Genomic DNA, 23,720 nt, shown 5'->3' on the forward strand with positions numbered 1-23,720 from the left:
AAATTGTAGGTTTAATCCAGTCATGTTTTGCTATCCTTGAACTATGTCTGAACATTACTTAAAAGCATTATTTGATCCAGCCTCACTAGTCGTTATCGGCGCAAGTGAAACTGTGAACACTCAAGCAGCCGCAATCACGGCCAAATTACAGGAACAATTTACCGGTAAATTGTATTTTGTGAACCCGAAGCATAAGAGCATTCTAGAGCGAACCTGTCACAAGTCAGTCGAAGCTATAGAAGACTCGATCGACCTAGCGGTTATTGTGAGTCCAATAAAGTCGGTTGAAAAAGTGACTAAGCAATGTGCTGCTCAAGGGATACGAAATGTTCTAGTGATGACTCACTTTCCGAGTCGGTATCGAGGAGAAATAACGAAGGCGATAGCCTCACTTGATAGCGTCGCTAAAGAATTGGGTGTTAGGTTACTAGGGCCCAATGCAAGTGCTTTGATCAGACCATCAACAAAACTAAATGTCAGCACAACGGTTAATTCGATCTTACCGGGTAAACTAGCCTTGGTGTCGCGTTCAAGCTCTATTTGCAACAGTATTATAGATTGGGCTGAAACCGAAGAAGTTGGGTTTTCATCGATAATTTCTCATGGTGCAGGTGTAGATGTTGACCTTGCCGATATTCTTGACTTTCTGTCGAGTGACTATCGAACAAATAGTATCATTCTTTATATTAATCATATTCATAACTCTAGACGTTTCATGAGTGCTTTACGTGCTGCGGCAAAGATTAAGCCGGTGATTGTGCTTAAGTCTGCTCATGAAAACGGTAGTTACAGTGACGCATTCACTAAAATTCCAAATGTACATGTGATGCACGACATTTTCCTTGCTGCGGTATTAAGAGCAGGCGCTGACCATGTATCAAGCCTCAGTAACTTGTTTGCGGCTGCAAAAATCTTAGGTAGTAGCCAGAAGACTAAAGGTGAAAGGTTAGGTATTATTTCCAATGGCTATGGCCCTGTAATGCTTGCGAATGACAGGTTAAGAGATTTAGGTATTCAGACAACGACTTTAAGTCCTGAGCTTGTTAAAGACTTAAAAAATACTGCTGATAATCTATTGTTTTTTGAAAATGCGATTATGATCTCGAATAGGAAAGACATCGCCGAAGTCTACGCAGAAAATGTTAAACGATTATTGGCGAGTAAGGAAATAGATGCTGTCGCCATTTTTCTAGCACCATCGGCAATGATTGATGCGGAAGCCATTGCCTTTGAAGTAGCTAAGGTAGTGAAGCGCGCACAAAAGCCAGTTTTAGCTGTGTGGCTCGGTAGTAATAACGCGGGTAAAGGCCGTAAGGCTTTGATTCAGGAGAAAATATCTAATTACAGAACACCTGAGTCTGCTATGGAAGCCTTTAGGTTTCTTTGTCACCATTTTGCTAACAGACAGCGTTTGCTGCAAGTGCCGTTTGCTTTAAAAAAGATGCAGCCGCCTAAGGTGACAGATTCACGAGCATTGATTCAACAGAGTCTAAAAAACAAAACTTATGTGCTTTCAATGGTTGATACGCAAGCGTTGTTAGAAGCATTCCATATCAAATGTGATTTTACAAAACATTCTGAAGCGTCGGCATCTCCTCTTTCAGACCGGTCACTTAAAGTCTCTATTTTAAATGATCCTATTTTTGGGCCTGTCATCAGCCTAGGTTTTGGTGGCGCGATGTCATCAGCACTTAAAAACAGTGCCATACAACTGCCTCCGTTGAACCGACGATTGTCTGAAGGCCTGATTAATGATGCTCAGGTCACGACGATATTGAATACTATTCACGATGTAACTAAGGTCAACCGTGAAAAGCTACGAGGTGTGTTGATTAGAGTCTCAGAGATCGCGACTAATTTACCCGAGGTGTTTGAGTTAACGTTGAACCCTTTAATGCTAGGTGAGCATGAAGCGGTAGTGTGCGGTGCACAGGTCGTTGTGCAAAAGGTAAATAAGGACCATAAGTTATTTAGCCATTTGGCTATTCATCCTTACCCTTCGGATTGGCACCGTCATATCGTCATTCAAGATAATCAGAAAGTTGAAGTGCGTCCCATTCGTGCTGAGGATGCGAAGGCTGAGATGAAATTCATCGATAATATGTCTAAAGAGTCAAAGTACTTTAGGTTTATGTATGTAGTGAACACGCTGACTCCCGAAATGCTGTCTAACTTCACTAAGATGGATTATGACAGAGAGATGGCGTTTGGTGCCTTCATGCAAAAAGAAGGTGAGGATATATTGTTGGGTGAGAGCCGTTACGCGATTAATCCAGATAAGCAGAGCTGTGAGTTTTCAATTGTCGTTGATGATAATTATCAGGGAATGGGTTTGGCTAGACAGTTGATGCTGATTCTTATTGAGCATATTAAAGATCATGACTTGAAGGTAATTGAAGGGACTGTGCTTAAGAAAAATACAGCGATGGATAAGTTGATGAAGTCTTTAGGCTTTTCGAAGCGTGCATCACAAGAAGATTACGATATAAATATTTATACACTGAAATATGACGACTGAGCGTAGGCTTATGAGCCACTCGTAGGCGACCTTACACCACTGCTCTTTAAGCGAATAGTCAGCTATGAACCCGCACTTTATAATTTACGGATTATAAAAGTAACGGTTGTATCGCTTAAGTATGAAAACCCTCTTAGTCATCATTGTGCTCACAGTCGTCGGCGGTTTGTTATTGACCTCAGTAGCGGATGAGAAGGAGAGTGCCTCAAAGGCCTTAGGCTTTAATAATCCTGCTTTAAGTCAGATCAAACTCACCGACCACGATCAGCAACTATTTAAACTAGGTGACTTAATAGGGAAAACAGTCGTACTCAACTTCATGTTTAACGGCTGTAGCCCGGTCCAAACGGTTGCGTTGCGCCGTGCTTACCTTGATCACCAGCTAGAAAAAAAAGATAAAGGTATTGTGTTTTTATCCATTTCGGTGGCCACCGAAACAGATACGCCTCAGCAGTTAAAAGAGTTTGCGCAGCGTTACGGCATTTATTCCAAAAACTGGCGCTTAGCGATCACGGATAAAACATCATTAGGTACGTTACTCGAAACATTGAATGCTGGTATTCCACCTTCCGAAGGGAGAATTGGGCATCTCAATACGGTATTTTTGTTCAATAAAAAAGGTATCCTGAGTAAGCGCTATAAAGGTTATCCGGTCAGTCCTAGCCTAATATTCGATGATCTTTATAGCGTTTTGGCTCCCCAAAATTAGCAATTAAAACAAGATTAAACTGATTTAAAATAAAGCGTATTAAACCGCTATTCACTATGGTGTCATTCCACCAAAAGTATATGATGTTAGTCACTCAAAACGCATATATACAAGGAGTAACTAGTGATGAAAGTAGCAGTGTTTGGTGCAAAATCTTACGATAGTAAGTATCTTTCTAAAGAAAATGAACACTTCGGACACGAGCTCGTATTTATCGAGGCTCACTTAAATGCGTTAACCGCTCCACTTGCTCAAGGCTTTGGTGCGGTGTGTGTGTTTGTAAATGATGACATTGATGCAGACTGCTTAAAAGCGCTGTCAGAAGTAGGGGTTGGTACCGTTGCGCTTCGTTGTGCAGGCTTTAATAACGTAGACCTTGAAGCGGCTGCTTCTCTAGGGATTAATGTTGTGCGTGTGCCGGAGTATTCGCCGCATGGCGTTGCTGAGCATGCGGTTGCTTTATTACTATCCCTCAACAGACAAACCTACCGCGCCTATAACCGAGTTAGAGAAAGTAACTTTTCACTGGAGGGGTTGCTTGGCTTTAACGTCAACACCAAAACAGTGGGTGTAATTGGTACGGGGAAGATAGGTGCAGCTTTCTGTTCTATTATGAAAGGCTTTGGTTGCCGTGTAATCGCTTACGATATGTACCCAAATGAAGCGTGCCTCAAGCAAGGCATTGAGTATGTTGATTTGGATACGCTGTTAAAGCAATCTGATATTATTAGTTTGCACTGCCCTCTGACACCAGAAACAGAACACCTCATTGATGATGAAACGATATCGGTCATGAAAAAAGGCGTCATGCTGATTAATACCAGTCGAGGCGGGTTGATCGATACCGCAGCGGTCATTCGTCAACTTAAATCAGGTCAGATCGGTTATTTAGGCTTGGATGTGTACGAAGAAGAAGGGGATATTTTCTTCGAAGATATTTCAGATAAGGTGCTAGAAGATGATGTATTTGCTCGCTTATTAACGTTCCCCAATGTGTTGGTAACAGGTCATCAAGCATTTTTCACGAGCGATGCGCTAGAAAGTATTGCCAAAACGACACTTCAAAACCTTAGCGATATTGATCGAGATAACAGCTGTGCTAACTCTGTTTCAGCGGATTTAATTAAACACTAGCGTGTGCAATATTGTCTAATAAGATGATTTTTCGCTAATTTTTTGTATAATGCATCCTTTTTTTAATGCGCCAGATTTACGCTCTGGACAGCAGAAGGATGCACTATGCCACAAACAGTCGTTTGCGCACTTTATAAGTTCGCCACTCTAGATCAGTTCGCTGAGCTTCGTCAGCCACTCTTACAAACCATGTTAGATAACGAGGTGCGAGGCACTTTGTTATTAGCCCAAGAAGGTATCAACGGTACGGTTGCAGGTTCTCGTGAGGGGATTGATACCGTATTAGCATGGTTACGTTCAGACCCTCGCTTAGCAACATTAGACAGTAAAGAGTCACTGACTGATGAAATGCCATTCAAGCGCACCAAGGTTAAACTGAAGAAAGAAATTGTCACGATGGGTGTTGAAGGCATTGACCCTCAGCGTGTTGTGGGTACCTATGTTGCTCCTGAAGATTGGAATAGTCTGATTAGCGACCCAGATGTGATGTTGATTGATACGCGTAATGACTATGAATACCAAGTCGGTACGTTTAAGGATGCAATCAACCCTAAAACTGACAGTTTTCGTGAGTTTCCAGCGTACGTCAGTGATCATGTGTTGCCACAAAAGCCTAAGAAAGTTGCGATGTTTTGCACCGGTGGTATCCGTTGTGAGAAGTCGACTGCGTACTTAAAAGAGCAAGGTATTGAAGAGGTTTACCATCTTAAAGGCGGTATCCTGAAATATTTAGAGCACGTTGCTGAAGAGGAAAGTCTTTGGGAAGGTGAGTGTTTTGTATTTGATGACCGTGTGACGGTTAATCATCAGTTGGAGCGTGGTGGATACGATCAGTGCCATGCCTGTCGACTACCGATTACAGACGAAGATAAAGCAAGCGAGAAGTACATGCCGGGTGTAAGTTGCCCATCATGTCATGACTCGTTGACTGAAGAAAAGAAAGCACGCTTTGCAGAGCGTGAAAAACAAATTCAATTAGCCAAAGCACGTGGTATTTCGCATATTGGTGGTGATGTGGCTGAATCGATTGAAATGACGCGTGAACAAAAGCGTCAATCCATTCAGGCGCAGCAAGCGCGTGATCGATCGCGTGCTCAGAAATAAACATTACGATATTCATCGTTAAAAAAGATTAGGAGAGAGTATGTTTGAGTGGTTTGCTAGTCCCGAAGCATGGATCGCGCTGGGTACATTGACAGCGTTAGAGATTGTTTTGGGGATTGATAATATTATTTTCATCTCAATCTTGGTGGCAAAACTCCCAGACGAGCAACGTGATAAAGCCCGTCGCTTGGGTATTATGTTTGCGATGGTTACGCGCTTAGCGTTACTGTTCTCTATTTCTTGGGTGATGGGGTTAACCGATCCTTGGTTTACGATATTTGGCGAAGATATTTCAGGGCGAGATCTTATTCTCATCTTGGGTGGGTTGTTCTTGCTGGCTAAATCAACTCATGAAATTCATAACAGTGTTGAGGGTGTCGAAGACGAAGTGACTGTCTCTAAAGCTGCTGCTGGTATGGGAATGGTGTTAGCGCAGATCGCTATTCTAGATATCGTATTTTCTTTGGACTCAGTCATAACAGCCGTTGGTTTGGTTGATCACGTGTCTATTATGGCTATCGCAATCGTTATTGCGGTGGGTGTTATGTTACTTGCGTCTAAGGCAATTAGTGACTTTGTTGATAATAATCCTACGATCAAAATCTTGGCATTATCATTCCTGATCATCGTTGGTTTGACACTGATGATGGAAGGTTTGGATTTCCATATTCCAAAGGGTTACATCTATTTTGCAATGCTGTTCTCACTGAGTGTGGAATTGGTAAACATTAAGATGAGAAAAAAGCACCTAGCTAAAAAATAATACCCGTCAAACGGCAAGGTATTAGTGAATTTTCTGATGTAGTATGAAGTGTGCTTCGAACCTTTACGGTCTGGAGCACACTTAGCATTACGGGCTTACTCTTTTGAGTGAGCGAGATTCACGCTGGGGAGAGTATTGTGGTTAATCCTTCATCGATCGAGTTTATACCTGCTGATTTAGCTCAGAACATGGCAAGTTGCATTGCGTTTAGGCGCGATTCGTTTCAAATCAACTACGGTTCTGACAAGTCCTTTAAGACTGAAATGGGTGAGGGCGGTGCTGACTATGCATCTCGACTCATCGACTTTCAGCAGCAATTTCCTTACGGCGTTATCCACGTGACACGTGGCGATGAAATTATCGGTCAAATCGATTTTCGTATTGAAAAGTTGTTCATGGACAAGGCGTTTATCTCCATGTTTTACCTCATTCAATCTGAACGTGGGCGAGGCATCGGTACATTGATGCATAAATACCTGATTAATACACTGCGAGAGCAGGGCTGTAATGGCGCACGCATCTTGATTCAGTCGAGTAATGAGCGTGGTTTGGCGTTTTATAAAACGCATGGCTGGCGCTACGTTAAGCCTGATCTCAGTAATTCTAATATTGATACTTACCAACTGAACTTCTAATGCCTGATAGTACTTCTGTTTGCCCGCTTTGCGAATCTCATTCGACGACTCATTATTTCCGTGATCAACGTGATTATCTGCAATGCGATGTGTGTGATTTGGTGTTTGTCCCGCCTGAGTTTCACCTCAATGAGCAAGATGAAAAAGAGCGTTATGATGACCATGAAAACAGTATTGAGGATGAAGGCTACTGTCTTTTTCTGAAGCACTTACTCACGCCATTAGTGGAGCGTTTACCCAAAGATGCCCAAGGTCTAGATTTTGGAAGCGGCCCGGGGCCAACGTTGTCGTTGCTGATGGCGAAAGAAGGCTTTCAGATGGTTTGCTACGATAAATACTACGCGGCAGACGAATCGTTATTAAACCAATCATACGACTTCATTACTTCAACGGAAGTGATTGAGCACCTGCGTGAACCAAAAGTGGTCTTAGAGCAACTGATTGGTATGTTAAAGCCGGGTGCATACCTTGGCATAATGACCAGCTTATTACCCCCGATTGAGAAGTTTGCTGGCTGGCATTATAAGAGAGACTTAACCCACATTGTTTTTTACTCTGATAGCACTTTTGAGTGGATAGCAAAGCGATGGAATTTACAGTTAGAGATAATCAGGCGAGATGTGATTATTTTAAAAAAAGGGAACTAAACCCTAACAATTGGGCACTAAAACCCAGTAACTGTCGTATAAACAGTACAGCCATATAATGGAGAGACTGACTAAATGAACACAAAAAAACTTCCCCTGAAGATACTAGCAACTATCGTGTTATCAAGCGTGTTTTTAACCGCTTGTGACGATACTCGTGTCAGAGTATCAGCTGACCTCGGTTCACGAGTGGGTGGCCATCATGGCGGATACCTAACTCACACACCTCATAGACACCGTGTTACTTATAACAGCGCACTGGGTATGTATGTCGTTGTTGGTTTAGCAAATACTTATTACGATAATGGTAGTTACTACCGTTATTATAACTCTGGTTGGCAGCGTTCTAGAGACTACCGTGTTTGGAGCGTGTTAGGTAATAGCTATGTGCCTAAGCGTTTATATGCTCGTCACTATAAGAAACCTCGTTACCAACAACCACGTCAGCAAATTCGTCGTGATGATCGTCGAAATGACCGTGGTAGAACAACTAGACCACAACGTGGTAATTCAGGCACGCATACGCGCTGGATTTATTAAGACGGATAATGCTGGAAGTGACTGTGTTTGAACATTATAGTAATAACACAGTTGTTTTCAGCTGCTTACTAATAATAAAGGAGAGAATAAAAAATTGAATATTACAGATTTGCTAATGGGAAAAGAGACCTCTGGTTCAGTCAGTGAGCTAGCGCGTCAGTTTGGTATTACAGAAGAACAGGCACGCGGTGCAGTTGCTTCTTTAGCGCCATCGCTAGCACGTGGTATGCAGCACCAAACGGAAAAATCATCAGGCCTAGATAGCTTGATCAATGCGTTAGGTCAGGGTGATCACTCGAAATATATCGATGATCCAGGTGTACTTGGTCGTTCTGAAACGACAAAAGATGGCAACTCTATTCTGGGTCATATCTTTGGTAGTAAGGAAGTCAGCCGTAACGTGGCAACTCATGCTGCTCAAGAGACTGGTCTAGGTTCTACTCTGTTAAAGAAAATGTTACCGGTTGTTGCAACGATGGTAATGGGTTCTTTAGGTAAGAAGCTAATGGGTGGCGGTACAACTGCCCCAGCTCGTCAGCAATCATCAGGAATTTTGGGTTCATTATTGGATTCAGACAAAGATGGTTCGATTATGGACGATGTTTTAGGAATGGCGTTTAAAGCGGCATTTCGTTAAGCGATAACTCTGTTATAGCGTCACTGACGTCATAATGAGATAAAAAAGCCAGCTGCGTTTGTAGTTGGCTTTTTTTATGAATCTAGATTGGATTTTCGCCAGTAGATATATACTTGTTAAATTAGAGTTAATTATTAGGCTTGTAAAAGCTGTGATAATCTTGGATGGTAATTATATCGATATTTACCTTAAATTTACCCGAATTGGAGTGTTAAGCATGAACCATCCCGCTAAGATTGAAATCCCGCAGGAAGCTTTTGACTGGTACGACGAGTATGCACATGGTGGTATGGATCGCCGTACGTTTTTGGGCAAGCTAGCGGTTGCTGGTTTGACGATGGCTGCTGTCTCAGGCGCGCTACTGCCAGACTATGCACTAGCGGAGCAGGTGTCATTTAACGATGAAGATCTAACGGCTAGTTACGCGACGTTCGAGTCACCAGAAGGTTTGGGTGAAGGTCGTGGGTATTTAGTAGTACCAAAAAATTTAGAAGGTAAGGCACCAGTAGTGCTAGTGGTTCATGAAAACCGCGGTCTAAACCCTTATGTTAAAGATGTTGCTCGTCGTTTAGCGAAAGATGGTTTTATCGCATTTGCACCTGACATCTTGCACACGCTAGGTGGTTACCCAGGAAATGACGACGAAGGTCGTGCAATGCAGAAGACACTGGATAAAGCTAAAGTTGAAGCTGACTTTAAAGCGGCGGCTAAATTCCTAAAAGGACATGAGTTAAGCAGCGGTAAGTTAGGTGTTGTTGGTTTCTGTTTCGGTGGTTATGTGAGCAATATGCTTGCAGCATCGTTACCAGATGTTGTTGATGCAGCGGTTCCTTTCTACGGAACACCACCAAAAGCTGACTTGATTGCAAATATTAAAAGCCCAATGATGATTCAACTGGGTGAGTTAGATAAGCGTGTTAATGCAACATGGCCTGACTACGAAAAAGCACTAAAAGCGAATAAAGTAGATTATCAAGCCTTTATCTATGAAGGTGCTAACCACGGTTTCCATAATGACTCAACAGGTCGTTATGACGAGAAAAATGCAGAGCTTGCATGGAGCCGTACGATTGAACACTTCAAAAAGCACTTGAGTGCATAATAGTTTATAGCTAAAAAAAAGGAGCTATGCCTAAGGCGTAGCTCCTTTTTTGCGTTATGGCTAACTGAAATGACTCACAGCTAGCGTAAACGTTTAACGTCTAATATAGCTTTTGCTAGTCTCGTCATATTCAAAGACCGTAAGCAGATCACCAATATTTAGCTCAAAGGTAAACCAGCCACTGTGAAGCTCAGGTGTGATGAGAATGTCAGGGTCATTAACAGTCCAACTGTTAATGAGTTTACCTACAGACGGTGGTGCATTTTCTTCTTGGTGAGATCTCGCCTTGTCCATGTCGTCAGTCGTCATTTGAGCCAGCATCAGCTTGCATGAGTTCTGTTTACAGTTGTCGATCTTTTTATCCAAAATGAACACTTCGAATGTCTTAGGGTTGTTATCTAACTCAACGGTACTCATGACTTCACAGTCAGCAGTCTCGTTTTCTTGCATTAGGTAACCGCAAACTAACATCTGATCCAAGAAGGTCTTCATGTAGTCACTAAGCTTAGCGTTCACAGCAAAGCGATCAGGTGTAGGATGTTCTGGGTGATAGTTTACAAACTTTTGCTCAGGTGGAATAAAGGCAAGGTAAATGACAAATACCGTCAGTATGATCGTAAAAAATACCGCCCAAATACTGAGCTTATGGCGTTTAAACAATCCTTTTTCATTTAAATGTTTACGCCAAAAATGACGCACAATGAAATAAAGCGCGATTAGCGGAAGGATTGATAACTGAAAAAGATCAAACCCATTGTGATGAAACGAGTACTTGGTGTAATAAAATATGATACCCAAGAAAAGGCATAGTAATAGTGGCGAGTGAAAGAACAGCGTTCTCTTGATGTTGTTGAGCATGTAATCGTCCCTGAATGTGTTGCAAAGCAGTGTTTTTGTCAGTGCGCTAGTATACTAGTTATTATCACCGATACCCAGTTGATCCAATACAAAGGCATAGTCAAACGCCAAGTCCTTCAAGTAAGCATAGCGCCCAGATGAGGCAAAGTGCCCAGCACTCATGTGCATGTGCAGATATAGCGCATTGTTATCCGTTTTTAAGTCACGTAATTTTGCAACCCACTTAGCCGGCTCCCAATATTGAACGCGAGGGTCGTTTAGACCAGCCGTTACAAGCGTTGCAGGGTAGCATTGAGCGGTTACATTGTCATAAGGTGAGTATGACAACATATAGTGGTAATACTCTTCATCCATTGGGTTGCCCCACTCTTCAAACTCACCGGTAGTGAGTGGAATAGACTCATCAAGCATGGTATTAACCACATCTACAAATGGCACACCTGCTAGCGCAACATGGAATAGCTCAGGCGCCATATTTAACACTGCACCCATCAACAGGCCGCCCGCACTACGGCCTTCCATAGACATTTTTTCGGGTTTGGTGTAGTTCTTTTCAATCAGGTGTTTTGCACAGCTGATGAAGTCGGTGAAGGTGTTTTTCTTATTAAGAAATTTGCCATCTTCATACCAGCTACGACCGTAAATTTCTTCACCACGAACGTGTGCAATCGCATAAACCATACCGCGATCAAGCAGACTCAAACGTGTTGTTGAAAAGTCAGGCTCGATGGTATGACCGTAAGATCCGTAGCCGTAAAGGTGGCAATAGGTTGCTTCACCATTCCATGCATCTTTTTTGTAAACCAGCGAAATAGGGATCTGTGTGCCATCATCTGCTGTCGCAAAAATACGTTCACTGGTATACAAACTTGCATCGTAGTTAGGGACTACCTTCTGTTTTTTCAATACGCGTTCACGGGTTTCCATGTCGTAGTCGAAAGTGGACATGGGTGTCACAAGTGACGTGTAAACAAAGCGTAGTGTTGAAGTATTAAACTCAGGGTTAGCCGCTGGGCCTGCACTATAAATAGCTTCTGGTAAGCTAATCATATGACTGCTTTGATCTGAAAGCTTGATCACTTTCATGTGATAAAGACCTTCAGAGCGCTCAAGACTCACTAAGAACTCATTGAATAGCTCCACGTGCTCTAGTTGAACATCATCACGATGCGCAATCATCGTTTCCCAATGTTCACGTGAAGGTGTTGCTACAGGGCAAGTAACCAGTTTTTGGTTGATTGCATCATCAGCATTAGTGACGATGTAAAATAAACCATTGTGATGTTCAACTGAGTAACGAAGACCGTCAGTGCGGCTCTGAATAACCGTCGGTGCTTGTTCAATGTCGTTAGTGGCAATGAAGTGCTGCTCAGTCGTTTCGATACTGCCGGTAGAGACAAACAGGTATTGCTCATCCTTACTTAGTGCCGCAGATACATTAAACAGCCCATCTTTATCATGAAAAACGAGAACATCATCAGCTTGCGAAGTACCGAGGGTGTGACGAAACAGTTTGTCACTACGCTTAGTTTCATCTTCTTCCGTTGTGTAAAACAACGTGTCGTTATCACCCCAGCTGACACAGCCTGCATTATTCGTAATTTTTTCAGCGAATAGTTCACCAGTGGCTAAATCTTTGGTGTAAATTGTATAAGCCTCGGCACCCGTCGTGTCGGTAGAGTAGGTGAGTCGCTTGTGGTTTGGGCTGATCTCTAAAGCACCTAATTCAAAGTAATCATGACCACCGCTTTCAGCTAATTCGTTTTCATCGAGTAATAGCTCTTCTGGCGCGTCTAAAGTCAGGTGCTTACGATAATGTGCCCAGTATTGTTTACCCTCATCAATGCGATGATAGTAAAAATAGTCACCCACTTTGACGGGTGTTGAAGCATCGTTTTCTTCTATATGACCTAGCATCTCGTCATATAAAGTTGTTTGCAGTGATGCGGTATGTGCCATTTCTGATTGTGTGTACGCGTTTTCAGCGTCTAAGTAGGCTTTTACTTCGCTAGATTCCTTGTCACGAATCCACGCATAGTTATCCGTACGCTCATGGTTATGGACACTGCTTTTGGACGGGATTTTATTAGCGACAGGTGGCGAAAGTGACTTATTGCTAGGCATCTAGTGAGACTCAAATTTATATTGTGTTATTGCTTACAACTGCAAATGGAGCGGTTACTATACACGCCGCTTATAGTAAATTGAATAAAGCCTTCATTCTTCAGAAATCATTCCTTTGAAGCTGCTACTGAGCGTTTTTTTTTATCATCAATTGTGCTAATAATAGTAACTATGAATCCACAAAAAAATGCACCATCTAAAGGAGTTTATATACTCCCTAATCTAATCACGACCGCAGCTATGTTTAGCGGTTTCTATGCCATTATAGCGTCTATAAATGGTCGCTTTGAGGACGCCGCTATAGCGATATTTATAGCGATGATTCTTGATGGGGCAGATGGACGAGTGGCGCGCTGGACAAATACTCAGTCAGCGTTCGGTGAACAATACGATAGCTTGTCAGATCTGGTGTCTTTTGGTGTGGCGCCTGCGCTTGTGATTTATCAATGGTCGCTGGTACACATGGCAACGGTTTCTCCTGCATGGGGAAAGGTCGGTTGGATGGCCGCATTTATTTATGCAGCCTGTGCGGCATTGCGTCTTGCTCGATTCAATGTACAGATTGAAGAAGTTGATAAACGTTATTTTGTCGGTTTACCAAGCCCAGCTTCAGCAGGTATTTTGGTGGGTTTGGTCTGGTTTTTCCATGACCTTGAAGTACCCGGTAATTCGTTACAGATTATTGCGTTGCTAATGACTGTATCGGCAGGCTTATTGATGGTCAGCAATGTTTCATATAATAGCTTTAAGGATTTCGACTATCGAAGTAAAGTCCCGTATCTCGCTATTTTAGCCGTCGTGTTAGTGTTTGCTTTGACTGCAATCGACCCACCTAAAGTGTTATTCACTGTGTTCTTTATTTACGCATTATCTGGGCCTGTGTATTGCATATTACGTAAGTTCGGTATTGTCAAAGCAATGCCTGTGATTACGTTGCCAAAAGTTGATGACGAGTAAGGTTGAATATTAGTGTCCGTTAATCAGCAGCAACTCGACTACTTACAAGCGATGGGAATTCCTGTTTGGATTTCCCGCGACCTTGAGGTGCCTGACGCGCCTGTTTTAACGGAGTTTGTTGCAGAGAGCGCAGTCACTACCGACCTGAGTACGATAGCGGCTGAGTTAAATGCGACTCACTTAGACGCTCAAACGACCGCTGCTCCAACACCTTCTGCTCAAACGGCTCGACCAACAGCAAATGCGCCTGTGTCGCCCCCAGCGTCATCTGGCTCTCTCAAAGTCGCGAATGATTTGATTCGAGATTTAGGCGGCGTGAGTCAAGCAAAACAACGCATTTCGGATCTGGCGGCTAGTCTGGATGCTGACACTAAGTCAGCGGCAGTAGAAGCTATCCCTGTTCAAGATTTAAGTCAGTTAGGGTTAGCAGAAATACAGCAAGCAGTGACAAGCTGTACCGCATGCAACTTGAGTACGCACCGTAAGCAAACCGTTTTTGCACGTGGTAATACTCAAGCGCAGTGGATGATTGTGGGCGATATTCCACGCTTGCAAGATGAGCAAGAACAGTCACCGTTTAGTGGTGAAGTGGGCGTAATGCTTAACAATATGCTGACTAGTTTGTCGCTAGACCCAAGCTCGGTCTATGTGACAAACCTAATGAAATGTCGACCGCCGTTAGATGGCTCACCTGCGGACTATCAAGCTCAAAGTTGTAACACTTATTTGCGTCGACAGATTGACTTGGTTAAGCCCGAGTTGGTTATTTTGATGGGGCGAGATACCGCGCAACAAATTTTAGGTAGTAATCAACCGATGTCAGCGTTGCGCCAACAAGTGCATCAGGTTGATGGTTACGCTGCACCTATGGTCGCGACTTATCATCCTGCTTATTTATTGAAGCAGCCACGTTTAAAGGTACAAACGTGGAAAGACTTACAGTATGCAAAGCGTGTGATGTCATGAGTGACGTGGATGTTGCAAGCGCAGCGGATGCGATGATGCGTCCGATGGAGAAGGGTGATATTCCCACAGTAATGAAGATTGAGTTGTTGGCTTATCCACAACCCTGGGAAGTGCAGGTCATGGAGAAGTGCTTGCAGACGACTCACTATCATTGCTTTGTACTAGAAGTAGCTGGCAAGATCGAAGGCTATTTGTTTATGTCGGTTGTGGTCGGTGAAATGCATATTCTAAATATCTGCATAAGCCCCAGTATTCAAGGCAAGGGTTGGGGGCGAGAACTGCTGCATAGAACCTTTGACTTAGCGGCTAATCAGTACCAAGCCAATATGTGTTTTCTTGAAGTTAGACCTTCCAATACGTCGGCGTTAGCCTTGTATGAGTCGGAAGGTTTTAGCGAAATAGGCATGCGTAAAAACTATTATCCTGCCAGCAATGGCCGGGAAGATGCTTTAGTCATGGCAAAGAGCATAATTTCATAAATATATGTTATTATTCGCACAAAAGGGATTTAGGGCGTCGATTGTGATTTTCGGGAAGAATAATATTGAAAAATAAAAAGTATAAGGCATTGGCTTTGTCTGCTTCCAAGCTAGGCATTTCATCAACGTCAATCAATTCTCAAGCATTAACTATTGTCAAAGCACTGACCAAGGCAAAGTATGAAGCTTACCTTGTGGGTGGCTGCGTACGTGATCTTTTGCTTGGGGCAGAGCCAAAAGATTTTGATATTGCGACTAGTGCAACACCAGAACAAATTAAGTCAGTGCTACCGAGTACCAGAATCATTGGGCGTCGCTTTCGTTTAGCGCACGTGCACTTTGGTCGTGAGTACTATGAAGTCGCAACGTTTAGAGCGCCGCACGATAGTTCTGATAAGGGTAAGGTCGGTCAAGAAGGTCGTATTACTCATGACAATGTTTATGGGACAATAGAAGAAGATGCAGTGCGTCGTGACTTCGCGATTAATGCGCTTTTCTATGATGTTCAAAACGACAAAATTCTAGACTTTGTAGGTGGTATGGATGACCTCGAAAAGCGTCAGTTACGCTTGATTGGTGATCCTGAAACACGCTACAGAGAAGACCCTGTCCGTATGCTGCGAGCGATTCGTTTTGCAGGTAAGTTAGGGCTAAGTATTGAAGAGAAAAGTGAAGCCCCAATTCGTGAGCTTGCACCGTTGTTAACTAATATTGCTTCTGCACGCTTATTTGACGAGTCACTTAAGCTGTTTCATAGCGGTAAAGCGTTACCCGTGCTTGAGCTACTTCGCGAATATGGTTTGTTTGAATGTTTGTTCCCTGCAACTGAAGAAGCACTCGGCAAAGACAAAGATGGTTTCTTTAAAGCGCTTATTTATGACTCTCTAAACAACACGGATACGCGCATAAATGCGGGTATGTCAGTCACGCCAGCATTTTTGTTTGCAGTGATGTTGTGGAAGCCAATGAAGAAGTTGGAAGCAGCCTATCGTGAGGAGTCGTATCCTGACCTACAAGCAATGCAGTTAGCCTCTAGCGATATACTTGCTCAGCAGGTTAAAAGTACGGCTGTGCCACGTCGCTTTAGTAATGTGACGCGTGAGATCTGGTTGCAACAGTCACGGTTTGAGCAAAAGAGTCATCGCCGTGCGATGGGGTTCTTGGATAATCGTCGTTTTAGAGCAGCTTTTGACTTCTTATGCTTACGATCAGTGGCTGAAAAAAATGTTGAGTTACAGGCTGACGCTGCTTGGTGGGAAGAATTCCAAAGAGTAGATTCAGAAGCTCAAATAGAAATGTGTAACTCAGCACCTTCAGCTAAAAAGAAACGTCGTCGCAGTAGCAGTAAGCGTAGAGGCAAACCGCGTACATGAGTTTGACGCAGTGTTATATAGGTCTGGGCAGTAATTTAGGGGAGTCGCAAGACACTTTAGCTGCCGCCTTAACCGCACTGAAGTCGAATGATGCTATTAAACATATTGAGGTGTCGTCTTACTACCAAAGTAAACCACACGGCCCTCAAGATCAGCCTGACTATCTCAATGCGGTAGCGGGCTTTGAAACTAGTTTAGACTCTGAAGTATTACTAGACCTTCTGCAAGCCATCGAACAAAAATATGGTCGTGTGAGAACGGGAGAGCGTTGGACTGCACGCACTTTAGATCTCGATATTCTTTTATACGGCCAGCAAGTCATTAATACACCTCGTCTTACAGTGCCTCATCCTTGGATGACTCGACGTGAGTTTGTATTATATCCACTCTATGAGCTTGCACCTGACCTCTGTCTACCTGATGGAGAGTCATTAAAAGACTGTTTAAAGAAAGTGTCCGATGACACTTTAGTCCGTTTGAAGTCAGTCACTTAACCTAATTATTCTATCGCTCACGTTCTAATGAGGAAATGATGATGCAAGTCATTACTAGCATTGCTCAGCTTCGAAAAGCTATCAACACCGTTAAATCTAAGGGCCATACAGTCGGTTTTGTGCCAACCATGGGGAATCTGCATGAAGGACATCTAGATTTAGTAAAGCGTGCATCTGATAAGGCTCAGTGCTCGGTAGTGTCTATATTTGTTAACCCTACACAGTTTGATCGTGCAGATGACTTGGATGCTTACCCGCGCACGATGGAAGCTGACTTAGCAAAGCTAGAAGCAATTGGGACTGATATTGTTTTTTGTCCTGAGCCTAAAGAAATGTACCCATATGGTGGATTGGTTACCCAAGTTGATGTTCCTGCGATTGGTTCTTTATTAGAGGGGAGTTCTCGGCCTGGGCACTTTTGTGGTGTTGCGACGGTTGTGTGTAAGCTATTTAATATTGTTGCGCCTGATCTGGCGGTCTTTGGTCAAAAAGACTTTCAGCAGCTTATGGTGATTCGTCAAATGGTCGCTGACTTAGATATGCCGTTAGAGATTATCGGCGCGCCAACAGTACGTGAAAAAGATGGCTTAGCGATGAGTTCACGGAACAACCGGCTGACATCTGAGCAGCGTGAGATAGCACCTGTATTGAATAAGTTGTTGGAACAACTAAAGGCTAAGTTACTTGAAGGTAATAAGGCATTTGAGGTATTACAGGAAGAGGTAATCAGTGAGCTTGCTAAAGCTGGATTTAAGCCTGACTACATTAAAGTCTGTCATGCAAAAACGTTACAACTAGCGGAGCAGGGAGATAGTGAGTTAGTTATTTTGGCAGCGGCTTTCTTGGGTGATGTTCGATTGATTGATAATGTGCCGGTGACGCTAGCTACTTAAGCGGGATAGATAGCACCGAGTACTCTAAAGCCTTTAGCACCTGTTGCAGAAGGCAGATTGCCCGGTAAGCCTAAGATGGTTTGTCGGGCTAGCCAAGCAAAAGCAACCGCTTCAACCCATTCAGCATCAACGCCAAGTGACGTGGTTAGATCTAACTTTGTGTCACCTAATAGTGCTTGTAGTCGTGCCATCAGTTGTTTGTTTTTGAAGCCGCCACCGCACACATACATCGTCGTTATTTCATCGGTAGCAGCTTTAACGCTCTCAACGATACTGCGAGCGGTAAGTTCTAATAACGTCGCTTGAACATCTTCTGCGGCCATTTCAGGACTAAGAAAGGGTGCTAACCAGGCTAGGTTAAACAGTTCTTTTCCTGTGCTTTTAGGGAAGCTTCGAGCAAAGTAAGGGTCTGCAAGCATTTGCGTTAGTAGCTCAGGAATAATACTTCCTTGAGCTGCCCATTTGCCATTTTCATCATAGGCTTTGCCGAGATGCTTTAAGCACCAAGCGTCCATTAAGCCATTGCCTGGCCCAGTATCGAAACCAATTACATCTTTGTCAGGTGATAACAGACTGATATTTGCAATGCCGCCAATATTAACGATGACGCGAGTTTCTTTAGGGTGTGCAAAAACAGCTTCGTGAAACGCTGGAACTAATGGAGCGCCTTCACCACTAGCAGCAATATCCCGATTACGAAAGTCAGCAACAGTGGTTATACCAGACGCTTCCGAAATGCGGTTTGCATCACCTAACTGCCAACTATAAGCATGCTCATGTTCTGGTTGATGCCAGATGGTCTGGCCGTGATTACCAATAGCGGTAATATCATCTTTAGCAATGTCGCAATCACGTAATAGCTGATTAACCGTTTCGCCATAGATTGAACCGAGTTCGGCATTCAAACTAGCAATGTCACTTAGTGAGCCAGTCCAGCTTGGTTGTATGAGTTCGATAAGGTTTTGGCGGAGTGAGTCAGGGAAGGACTGAGAATGGGTGTGGATAGTATCTAGTGTATTGTCGGTGTTGAAGCGAACCAGTACGGCGTCAATAGCGTCCATACTGGTTCCCGACATAATACCAATGTAGTGTTCGATTTGATCAGCCACCAGTAGCGCTGTTGATATCAAACTTTTCCATTGCAAAGCGGTGAAGAACATTAAGCTGCAAGTTCATGTTGATCGCATCAACTTTAAACTTCTTAAGCTCGTTCTTAGTCAATGACATGCTGTTAGGTAACTCAACAGTCAAAGGATTCGCTGGAATGTTATTTTTTCTGAACTCATAATGAAGGTGAGGGCCGGTCGCTAGACCTGTAGAGCCAACATAACCAATCACATCACCTTGAGCAACCACTTGGCCTTGCTTTAAGTTACTCTTGAACTTAGACAAGTGAGAGTAAAGTGTTGTGTAACCTTCACGGTGCTTCAGAATAATTGTGTTGCCGTAGCCACCCTTACGTCCTAAGAACTTAACGTCACCATCACCAGTAGCGATGATTGGCGTACCACGACGCGCTGCAAAGTCGGTACCTTTGTGGGCACGAATTTTATGCAGTACAGGATGGAAGCGTCCAGGATTAAAGTGTGAAGACACACGAGCGTGCTCAACTGGCGTACGAATAAACGCACGCTTCATTTCACGACCTTCTGGTGTGAAGAAGTCAGTCAAACCACGATCTGTTGTATGGCGAACGGTGCGGTGGATTTTACCTTTGTTGATAAACTCCGCAGCCAGTAAGTTTTGACTACCGACCAAGTCACCGTCATGAAAAATAGTTTCGTAAACAACGGTTACTTGGTCACCGACCCGAACATCGTGTGAAAAATCGATATCCCAATCAAATACGCTCACGACTTGGCGAGTTATATTGCTAGGAACATTAACCTTTTTCCCATCTAGGAATAGGCCGTTCTTAACCGCAAATGTTGCACGCGCTTGACGTACTTCAAATACTTTTTCTTGCCACTCACCTTTGTAGCTGCCTTGACCGTCAGGTGTGATAACGAAAGAACGTTTGTTATCTGGTGTGAAAGCAAGTTGCTCAATTTCGCCGTTATGAGATTTTGCACGAACAATCGTGCCTAACTTCATATCTTTAAGGGCTTTAGCAATCAGTGCAATCTTCTTAACTTTGTTATGCAGACTCTTCTGCTTAACTTGGCTGAAAACATTGTAAGGATTGTCATAACGCTGAACAGTGTATGTATTCCAAACACTTTCTGTATTGATCAACTGGTGGCCTGTATACGTTTCTAACGCATGAGGAGGCAGTTGAAGCTCTACAATGTCTTCAGCAACATCTGTCAACTCTGTGGTAGGTTGGTCAATAGCTACCGGCGTCAGAACGGTTGATGTTGTTTTAAGTTTACTAACACTCGCTAGTTGAACTTGAGGAGCCTTCTTTATATTTACTGTTGGAGAAATCTCTGTTTCAACGTTTGTAGCATTAGAGTTTAATGTGATTTCAAACAGGCCTGTCGCCGAATTTGGTAAAAATGACTGTAGCGGTACGTTACCTAGTGCTACTGAGCAACCAAATAAGACAAAAGCGCGTGTCGCCCATCGACCAGGGTTTTGCTCTTTTGAAGTTGTTTCTGCGTTCGTTGTAGTTAATGGGGCGTCAAAAGCAAGATCTTTGTCATCTTGGTCTTGAATGTCGAAACGTGCTAATACGTCATCCCAATTTTTATTATTTTTAACTGACGCTTCTTTAGTTCGAGAACTCAAGATTTGGAGCTCCATAAATGGTAAGAATGAATCAACTGCATATGAATCACCGTCATGCCCCTCAGCATTCGGAATGGTTCTAACAACATTAGACATAAAGTATTCATAGTATGTAATGTAATTGCAAGTTAAACACTCTTTAAAAATATAAAAGTACTAGACAGAAACAAGCATGATTGGTTGCTGTTTTCGCCTACCCCCTACGAGCGGCTCAATAATACGGCCATGCGGACAGGATGTAAACATTTAGCATGTTCGGGTGATTGCTTTGTAATCTGCTAGGTAATTAGTCATTATCTTATGTCTTATTGTTACTGTTTCTCAGGTTCATTTTATTCATGATAAGTATGAATAAAGTGAAAAACGTTCCAAATCTCAGGATTAGTGGTAGTGAAAAAATAGCATTTTTAGAACTTGTGGTTGTAACTTTAGCGCGTCATTATTCCGTAAATACATTATCAAAAAAGAGGTTGTTGAGTGAGATCAGTCGCATTAATTGCTTGGTATGAGCTATATCGCTTATTTTTAACTAAACGTGGATTGTTGTCATTATTAGCATTCGCTTTAGTATGGTTTCTGATCTTACGCTATGCGATTTATGGTGCAGCTCAGTTTTTTAGTGTTGATCAAGTCGGGGGGATTATTGCTGGCTTATTTAATTCCAACATCATTAATAACCTCATGTCGTGGCAAGTCCCAGAAATTGCGATGTTCTGGGTAGTTATGTTGTATTTACTACCGATATTTTGTGTGATGTTAGCGGCTGATCAAACCGCTTCTGATCGTGCAAGAGGTACGTTAAGAATATTGCACCTGCGTGCGAGTCGAGACGGTATCTTCTTTGGGCGCTTTATTGGTCAGCTGCTAGTGCTATTCTTTCTCATAATAATTGCGCTAGCGACTACATTAATACTAGTCATGATGAGAGATAGCACTCAGTTACTCCCAGCCTTGCGCTTGTCGGGCATCGTTTTAGTTAACCTCATGTTAGTGTTGTTGCCTTATACCGCCTTGATGGCTTGGGTTTCTTCAATGGCGCGCTCTGCACGTCAGGCAACTACCTATGCCGTAATCATTTGGATTGTTTGTTCTATCTTAGCGGGTTGGTTATCGCGGCAGTTCCCTGAGTTGTGGGTGTTGGATATGGTATTACCCGGCTCCCAAGTTTCTTCTCTATTACAACTTTCAGGGTGGAATACTTTATCGTTGGCGCTGATCCCCATAGTGCAGACGGTTATTTTATTATTCTTAGGTCGCATGATTATGCAACGGAGTGACTGGTGAGCTTAATTGAATGTGACAATATTACGAAACGCTATGGCAGTACCTTGGCGTTGGACGGTGTAACGCTATCACTGGAAGCTGGCGCTCCTATAGCGTTGATCGGCCCGAATGGTGCAGGTAAAACAACACTCTTTAGTTTGCTGTGTGGCTTCTTACGCGCGAGTAGTGGTGATGTGAAAATCATGGGTTATTCAGCCAGTGATAGTCGCTTGCACGGTCGCTTAGCCGCACTACCGCAGGATGCAAACCTTGACCCGCGTTTTACGGTCGGTCACCAGCTGACGATGCTCGCACGTTTACAAGGCATGTCGAGTGGCGTCGCTCATAAAGAAGTGCTGCGGGTATTAGACAAAGTTGGCTTGCCTGAAGTGATAGTAAAGAAGCCTGAAGCGTTAAGTCATGGTATGCGTAAGCGTGTGATGTTGGCGCAGGCACTTATGGGTAGCCCTGAGTTGATACTATTAGATGAGCCTACGGCTGGGCTTGACCCACCCAATGTTAAAGTCATGCGGAGTCTGATTGCTGAGGCTGCAAATAATGCGACCTTTATTATTAGTTCACATAACTTAGATGAGTTGGAGCGTGTCTGTAAGAGCGTGGTGCATCTAGAGCAGGGTAAGTTAAAAGGTGTGGTTGATATTGCTCAGTCTCGAAGCAGCGGTTACTACACGGTTGTCATGGCAGAGATGCCTGTTGCAGCAAACATTATAATAGCGTCATTGAAAAGCTTGCCTAGCGTTAATAACGTTACATTTAACGAGCCAAATCGTTTTGTCATTGAATATGATGCAGCCCAAGCAGGACTAGATTTAACCATTATGCAGTGCTTATCTGATAAGGGTTGGCCATACCGTCAATTGGTTAATGGCCGAACCCTAGAAGATCAGTTGTACTTCGGATCAGAATAGCGAGCTAGTCATACCGCCATCAACAACGAGTGTTGAGCCAGTGACATAGCTGGCTGAATCTGACAGCAAGAATACCGCGACATTGGCAAACTCTTCAGGCTCACCATAGCGGCCTGCAGGGATACTTTGCTTTGAAATCGCCGCCTGTTCTTCAGGGGTAATTCCTTTATTCGCTGCAGCCTTAGCATCCATACCTTGAACGCGAGGTGTGTCGATGCGGCCAGGAATAATGTTATTCACGCGAATGTTTTCACCAGCAAGCTGCTTGGAAAGGCTTTTAACTAAGCTAGTCACACCAGAGCGCATTACATTAGACAGTATTAAGTTGCTGATCGGTTCTTTCACTGACGAAGAAGTTAGGGTCAATATAGAGCCGTAGCCTTGCTTGCGCATATGAGGAAGTACTTCACGTGCCATGCGTATTGCACTCATCAGTGTCAGGTTGAAAGCAGCATTCCATGCTTCATCATCAAAGTCGTCAAACTGTCCGGGAGGTGGGCCGCCTGCATTAATTAATATGCCTGCTGGGCTACCAAGGTCAGCAACCGTGCCATCCACCCAATTTTTTATATCATCGTTTTTGCTCGCATCGACTGTATATGCCTTAACAGTCGCGCCTGTTTTTTGCTGGATTGATTGTGCGGCAGCTTCGATAACATCAGTACGACGACTACAAATACTAACGATTGCACCTTCCATTGCACAACGCTCAGCAATGGCATAACCCATGCCTGAGCTAGCAGCTGCAACCATAATGACTTTATCTTTTAATTTTAAATCCATTCTGTATTTACCTTGATGACGTTATTGCGCGTTTATTACTTGGTTATCACGGAATTTTATGAAGAGTTGCAGTGTCATACGT

General features: G+C 43.4%; 23 protein-coding genes. 18 read left to right on the forward strand and 5 right to left on the reverse strand.

The window, feature by feature from the left end; all coding sequences use genetic code 11:
* The first annotated feature begins 43 nt into the window (after positions 1-43).
* From DKT75_RS03865 to DKT75_RS03910, 10 genes are all read left to right on the forward strand, one after another.
* Complete coding sequence (locus tag DKT75_RS03865; RefSeq protein WP_109822120.1) at positions 44-2,518, forward strand: bifunctional acetate--CoA ligase family protein/GNAT family N-acetyltransferase; 2,475 nt, start codon at positions 44-46, stop codon at positions 2,516-2,518.
* Between the two features lie 121 nt (positions 2,519-2,639).
* A complete protein-coding gene (locus DKT75_RS03870; RefSeq protein ID WP_109822121.1) occupies positions 2,640-3,227 on the forward strand; it encodes an SCO family protein in 588 nt (195 codons plus the stop codon).
* 126 nt (positions 3,228-3,353) lie between these two features.
* The gene (locus DKT75_RS03875; protein ID WP_109822122.1) at positions 3,354-4,361 is read left to right on the forward strand and encodes a 2-hydroxyacid dehydrogenase; all 1,008 of its coding nucleotides are present in this window, start codon (positions 3,354-3,356) and stop codon (positions 4,359-4,361) included.
* Positions 4,362-4,466: 105 nt separating this feature from the next.
* Positions 4,467-5,465: an oxygen-dependent tRNA uridine(34) hydroxylase TrhO gene (gene trhO, locus DKT75_RS03880; RefSeq protein WP_109822123.1), complete on the forward strand. Its 999-nt coding sequence runs from the start codon at positions 4,467-4,469 to the stop codon at positions 5,463-5,465.
* A gap of 40 nt (positions 5,466-5,505) precedes the next feature.
* Positions 5,506-6,228 (forward strand): TerC family protein, encoded by a 723-nt coding sequence (locus DKT75_RS03885; RefSeq protein WP_109822124.1) that lies wholly within the window; start codon positions 5,506-5,508, stop codon positions 6,226-6,228.
* 107 nt (positions 6,229-6,335) lie between these two features.
* Positions 6,336-6,863 (forward strand): GNAT family N-acetyltransferase, encoded by a 528-nt coding sequence (locus DKT75_RS03890; protein ID WP_109822125.1) that lies wholly within the window; start codon positions 6,336-6,338, stop codon positions 6,861-6,863.
* Positions 6,863-7,510, forward strand: a complete 648-nt coding sequence (locus tag DKT75_RS03895) for a class I SAM-dependent methyltransferase (RefSeq protein WP_109822126.1) — start codon at positions 6,863-6,865, stop codon at positions 7,508-7,510. The genes DKT75_RS03890 and DKT75_RS03895 overlap by 1 nt, the downstream gene beginning before the upstream one ends.
* A 75-nt stretch (positions 7,511-7,585) precedes the next feature.
* Entirely contained in the window at positions 7,586-8,050 is a 465-nt protein-coding gene (locus DKT75_RS03900; RefSeq protein WP_109822127.1) for a hypothetical protein, read from the forward strand.
* 94 nt (positions 8,051-8,144) lie between these two features.
* Positions 8,145-8,687, forward strand: a complete 543-nt coding sequence (locus tag DKT75_RS03905) for a DUF937 domain-containing protein (RefSeq protein WP_146201315.1) — start codon at positions 8,145-8,147, stop codon at positions 8,685-8,687.
* A 217-nt stretch (positions 8,688-8,904) separates the two neighbouring features.
* On the forward strand, positions 8,905-9,789 hold the full coding sequence (locus DKT75_RS03910) for a dienelactone hydrolase family protein (RefSeq protein WP_109822129.1): 885 nt from the start codon (positions 8,905-8,907) through the stop codon (positions 9,787-9,789).
* 93 nt (positions 9,790-9,882) lie between these two features.
* Here DKT75_RS03910 and DKT75_RS03915 read toward each other — a convergent pair whose 3' ends face one another.
* Both DKT75_RS03915 and DKT75_RS03920 read right to left on the reverse strand, forming a co-directional pair.
* The gene (locus DKT75_RS03915; protein ID WP_109822130.1) at positions 9,883-10,647 is read right to left on the reverse strand and encodes an MFS transporter; all 765 of its coding nucleotides are present in this window, start codon (positions 10,645-10,647) and stop codon (positions 9,883-9,885) included.
* Between the two features lie 54 nt (positions 10,648-10,701).
* Complete coding sequence (locus DKT75_RS03920) at positions 10,702-12,771, reverse strand: S9 family peptidase (protein WP_109822131.1); 2,070 nt, start codon at positions 12,769-12,771, stop codon at positions 10,702-10,704.
* Between the two features lie 171 nt (positions 12,772-12,942).
* Here DKT75_RS03920 and pssA point away from each other — a divergent pair, with 171 nt between their 5' ends.
* The 6 genes from pssA (at position 12,943) to panC (ending at position 17,933) form a co-directional block, all read left to right on the forward strand.
* Positions 12,943-13,728 carry a CDP-diacylglycerol--serine O-phosphatidyltransferase gene (gene pssA / locus DKT75_RS03925; protein ID WP_109822132.1) on the forward strand — a complete coding sequence of 262 codons (786 nt, stop codon included), beginning with the start codon at positions 12,943-12,945 and terminating at the stop codon, positions 13,726-13,728.
* Between the two features lie 12 nt (positions 13,729-13,740).
* Positions 13,741-14,694 carry a uracil-DNA glycosylase gene (locus DKT75_RS03930; protein ID WP_109822133.1) on the forward strand — a complete coding sequence of 318 codons (954 nt, stop codon included), beginning with the start codon at positions 13,741-13,743 and terminating at the stop codon, positions 14,692-14,694.
* The gene (gene rimI / locus DKT75_RS03935) at positions 14,691-15,173 is read left to right on the forward strand and encodes a ribosomal protein S18-alanine N-acetyltransferase (protein WP_109822134.1); all 483 of its coding nucleotides are present in this window, start codon (positions 14,691-14,693) and stop codon (positions 15,171-15,173) included. Before DKT75_RS03930 ends, rimI begins: the two co-directional genes overlap by 4 nt.
* 65 nt (positions 15,174-15,238) lie before the next feature.
* Positions 15,239-16,546, forward strand: coding sequence for a polynucleotide adenylyltransferase PcnB (gene pcnB / locus DKT75_RS03940; protein ID WP_245923067.1), 1,308 nt, complete (start codon positions 15,239-15,241; stop codon positions 16,544-16,546).
* On the forward strand, positions 16,543-17,040 hold the full coding sequence (folK, locus tag DKT75_RS03945) for a 2-amino-4-hydroxy-6-hydroxymethyldihydropteridine diphosphokinase (protein ID WP_109822135.1): 498 nt from the start codon (positions 16,543-16,545) through the stop codon (positions 17,038-17,040). The genes pcnB and folK overlap by 4 nt, the downstream gene beginning before the upstream one ends.
* Before the next feature lie 41 nt (positions 17,041-17,081).
* On the forward strand, positions 17,082-17,933 hold the full coding sequence (gene panC / locus DKT75_RS03950) for a pantoate--beta-alanine ligase (protein ID WP_109822136.1): 852 nt from the start codon (positions 17,082-17,084) through the stop codon (positions 17,931-17,933).
* Here panC and DKT75_RS03955 read toward each other — a convergent pair.
* A complete protein-coding gene (locus tag DKT75_RS03955; RefSeq protein WP_245923069.1) occupies positions 17,930-19,042 on the reverse strand; it encodes an anhydro-N-acetylmuramic acid kinase in 1,113 nt (370 codons plus the stop codon). The two genes, panC and DKT75_RS03955, sit on opposite strands and share 4 nt — an antisense overlap.
* Positions 19,035-20,759 carry a M23 family metallopeptidase gene (locus tag DKT75_RS03960; RefSeq protein ID WP_109822138.1) on the reverse strand — a complete coding sequence of 575 codons (1,725 nt, stop codon included), beginning with the start codon at positions 20,757-20,759 and terminating at the stop codon, positions 19,035-19,037. The genes DKT75_RS03955 and DKT75_RS03960 overlap by 8 nt, the downstream gene beginning before the upstream one ends.
* A gap of 381 nt (positions 20,760-21,140) precedes the next feature.
* Here DKT75_RS03960 and DKT75_RS03965 point away from each other — a divergent pair, with 381 nt between their 5' ends.
* Both DKT75_RS03965 and DKT75_RS03970 read left to right on the forward strand, forming a co-directional pair.
* Entirely contained in the window at positions 21,141-21,947 is an 807-nt protein-coding gene (locus tag DKT75_RS03965) for an ABC transporter permease subunit (protein WP_109822139.1), read from the forward strand.
* A complete protein-coding gene (locus tag DKT75_RS03970) occupies positions 21,944-22,855 on the forward strand; it encodes an ABC transporter ATP-binding protein (RefSeq protein ID WP_109822140.1) in 912 nt (303 codons plus the stop codon). Before DKT75_RS03965 ends, DKT75_RS03970 begins: the two co-directional genes overlap by 4 nt.
* On the opposite strand, the gene DKT75_RS03975 is transcribed toward DKT75_RS03970, so the two are convergent.
* Positions 22,847-23,638 (reverse strand): SDR family oxidoreductase, encoded by a 792-nt coding sequence (locus tag DKT75_RS03975; RefSeq protein WP_109822141.1) that lies wholly within the window; start codon positions 23,636-23,638, stop codon positions 22,847-22,849. The genes DKT75_RS03970 and DKT75_RS03975 overlap by 9 nt on opposite strands.
* Between the last annotated feature and the right edge of the window lie 82 nt (positions 23,639-23,720).

This window comes from Leucothrix arctica (assembly GCF_003172895.1).
In the GTDB taxonomy this organism is placed as follows: domain Bacteria; phylum Pseudomonadota; class Gammaproteobacteria; order Thiotrichales; family Thiotrichaceae; genus Leucothrix; species Leucothrix arctica.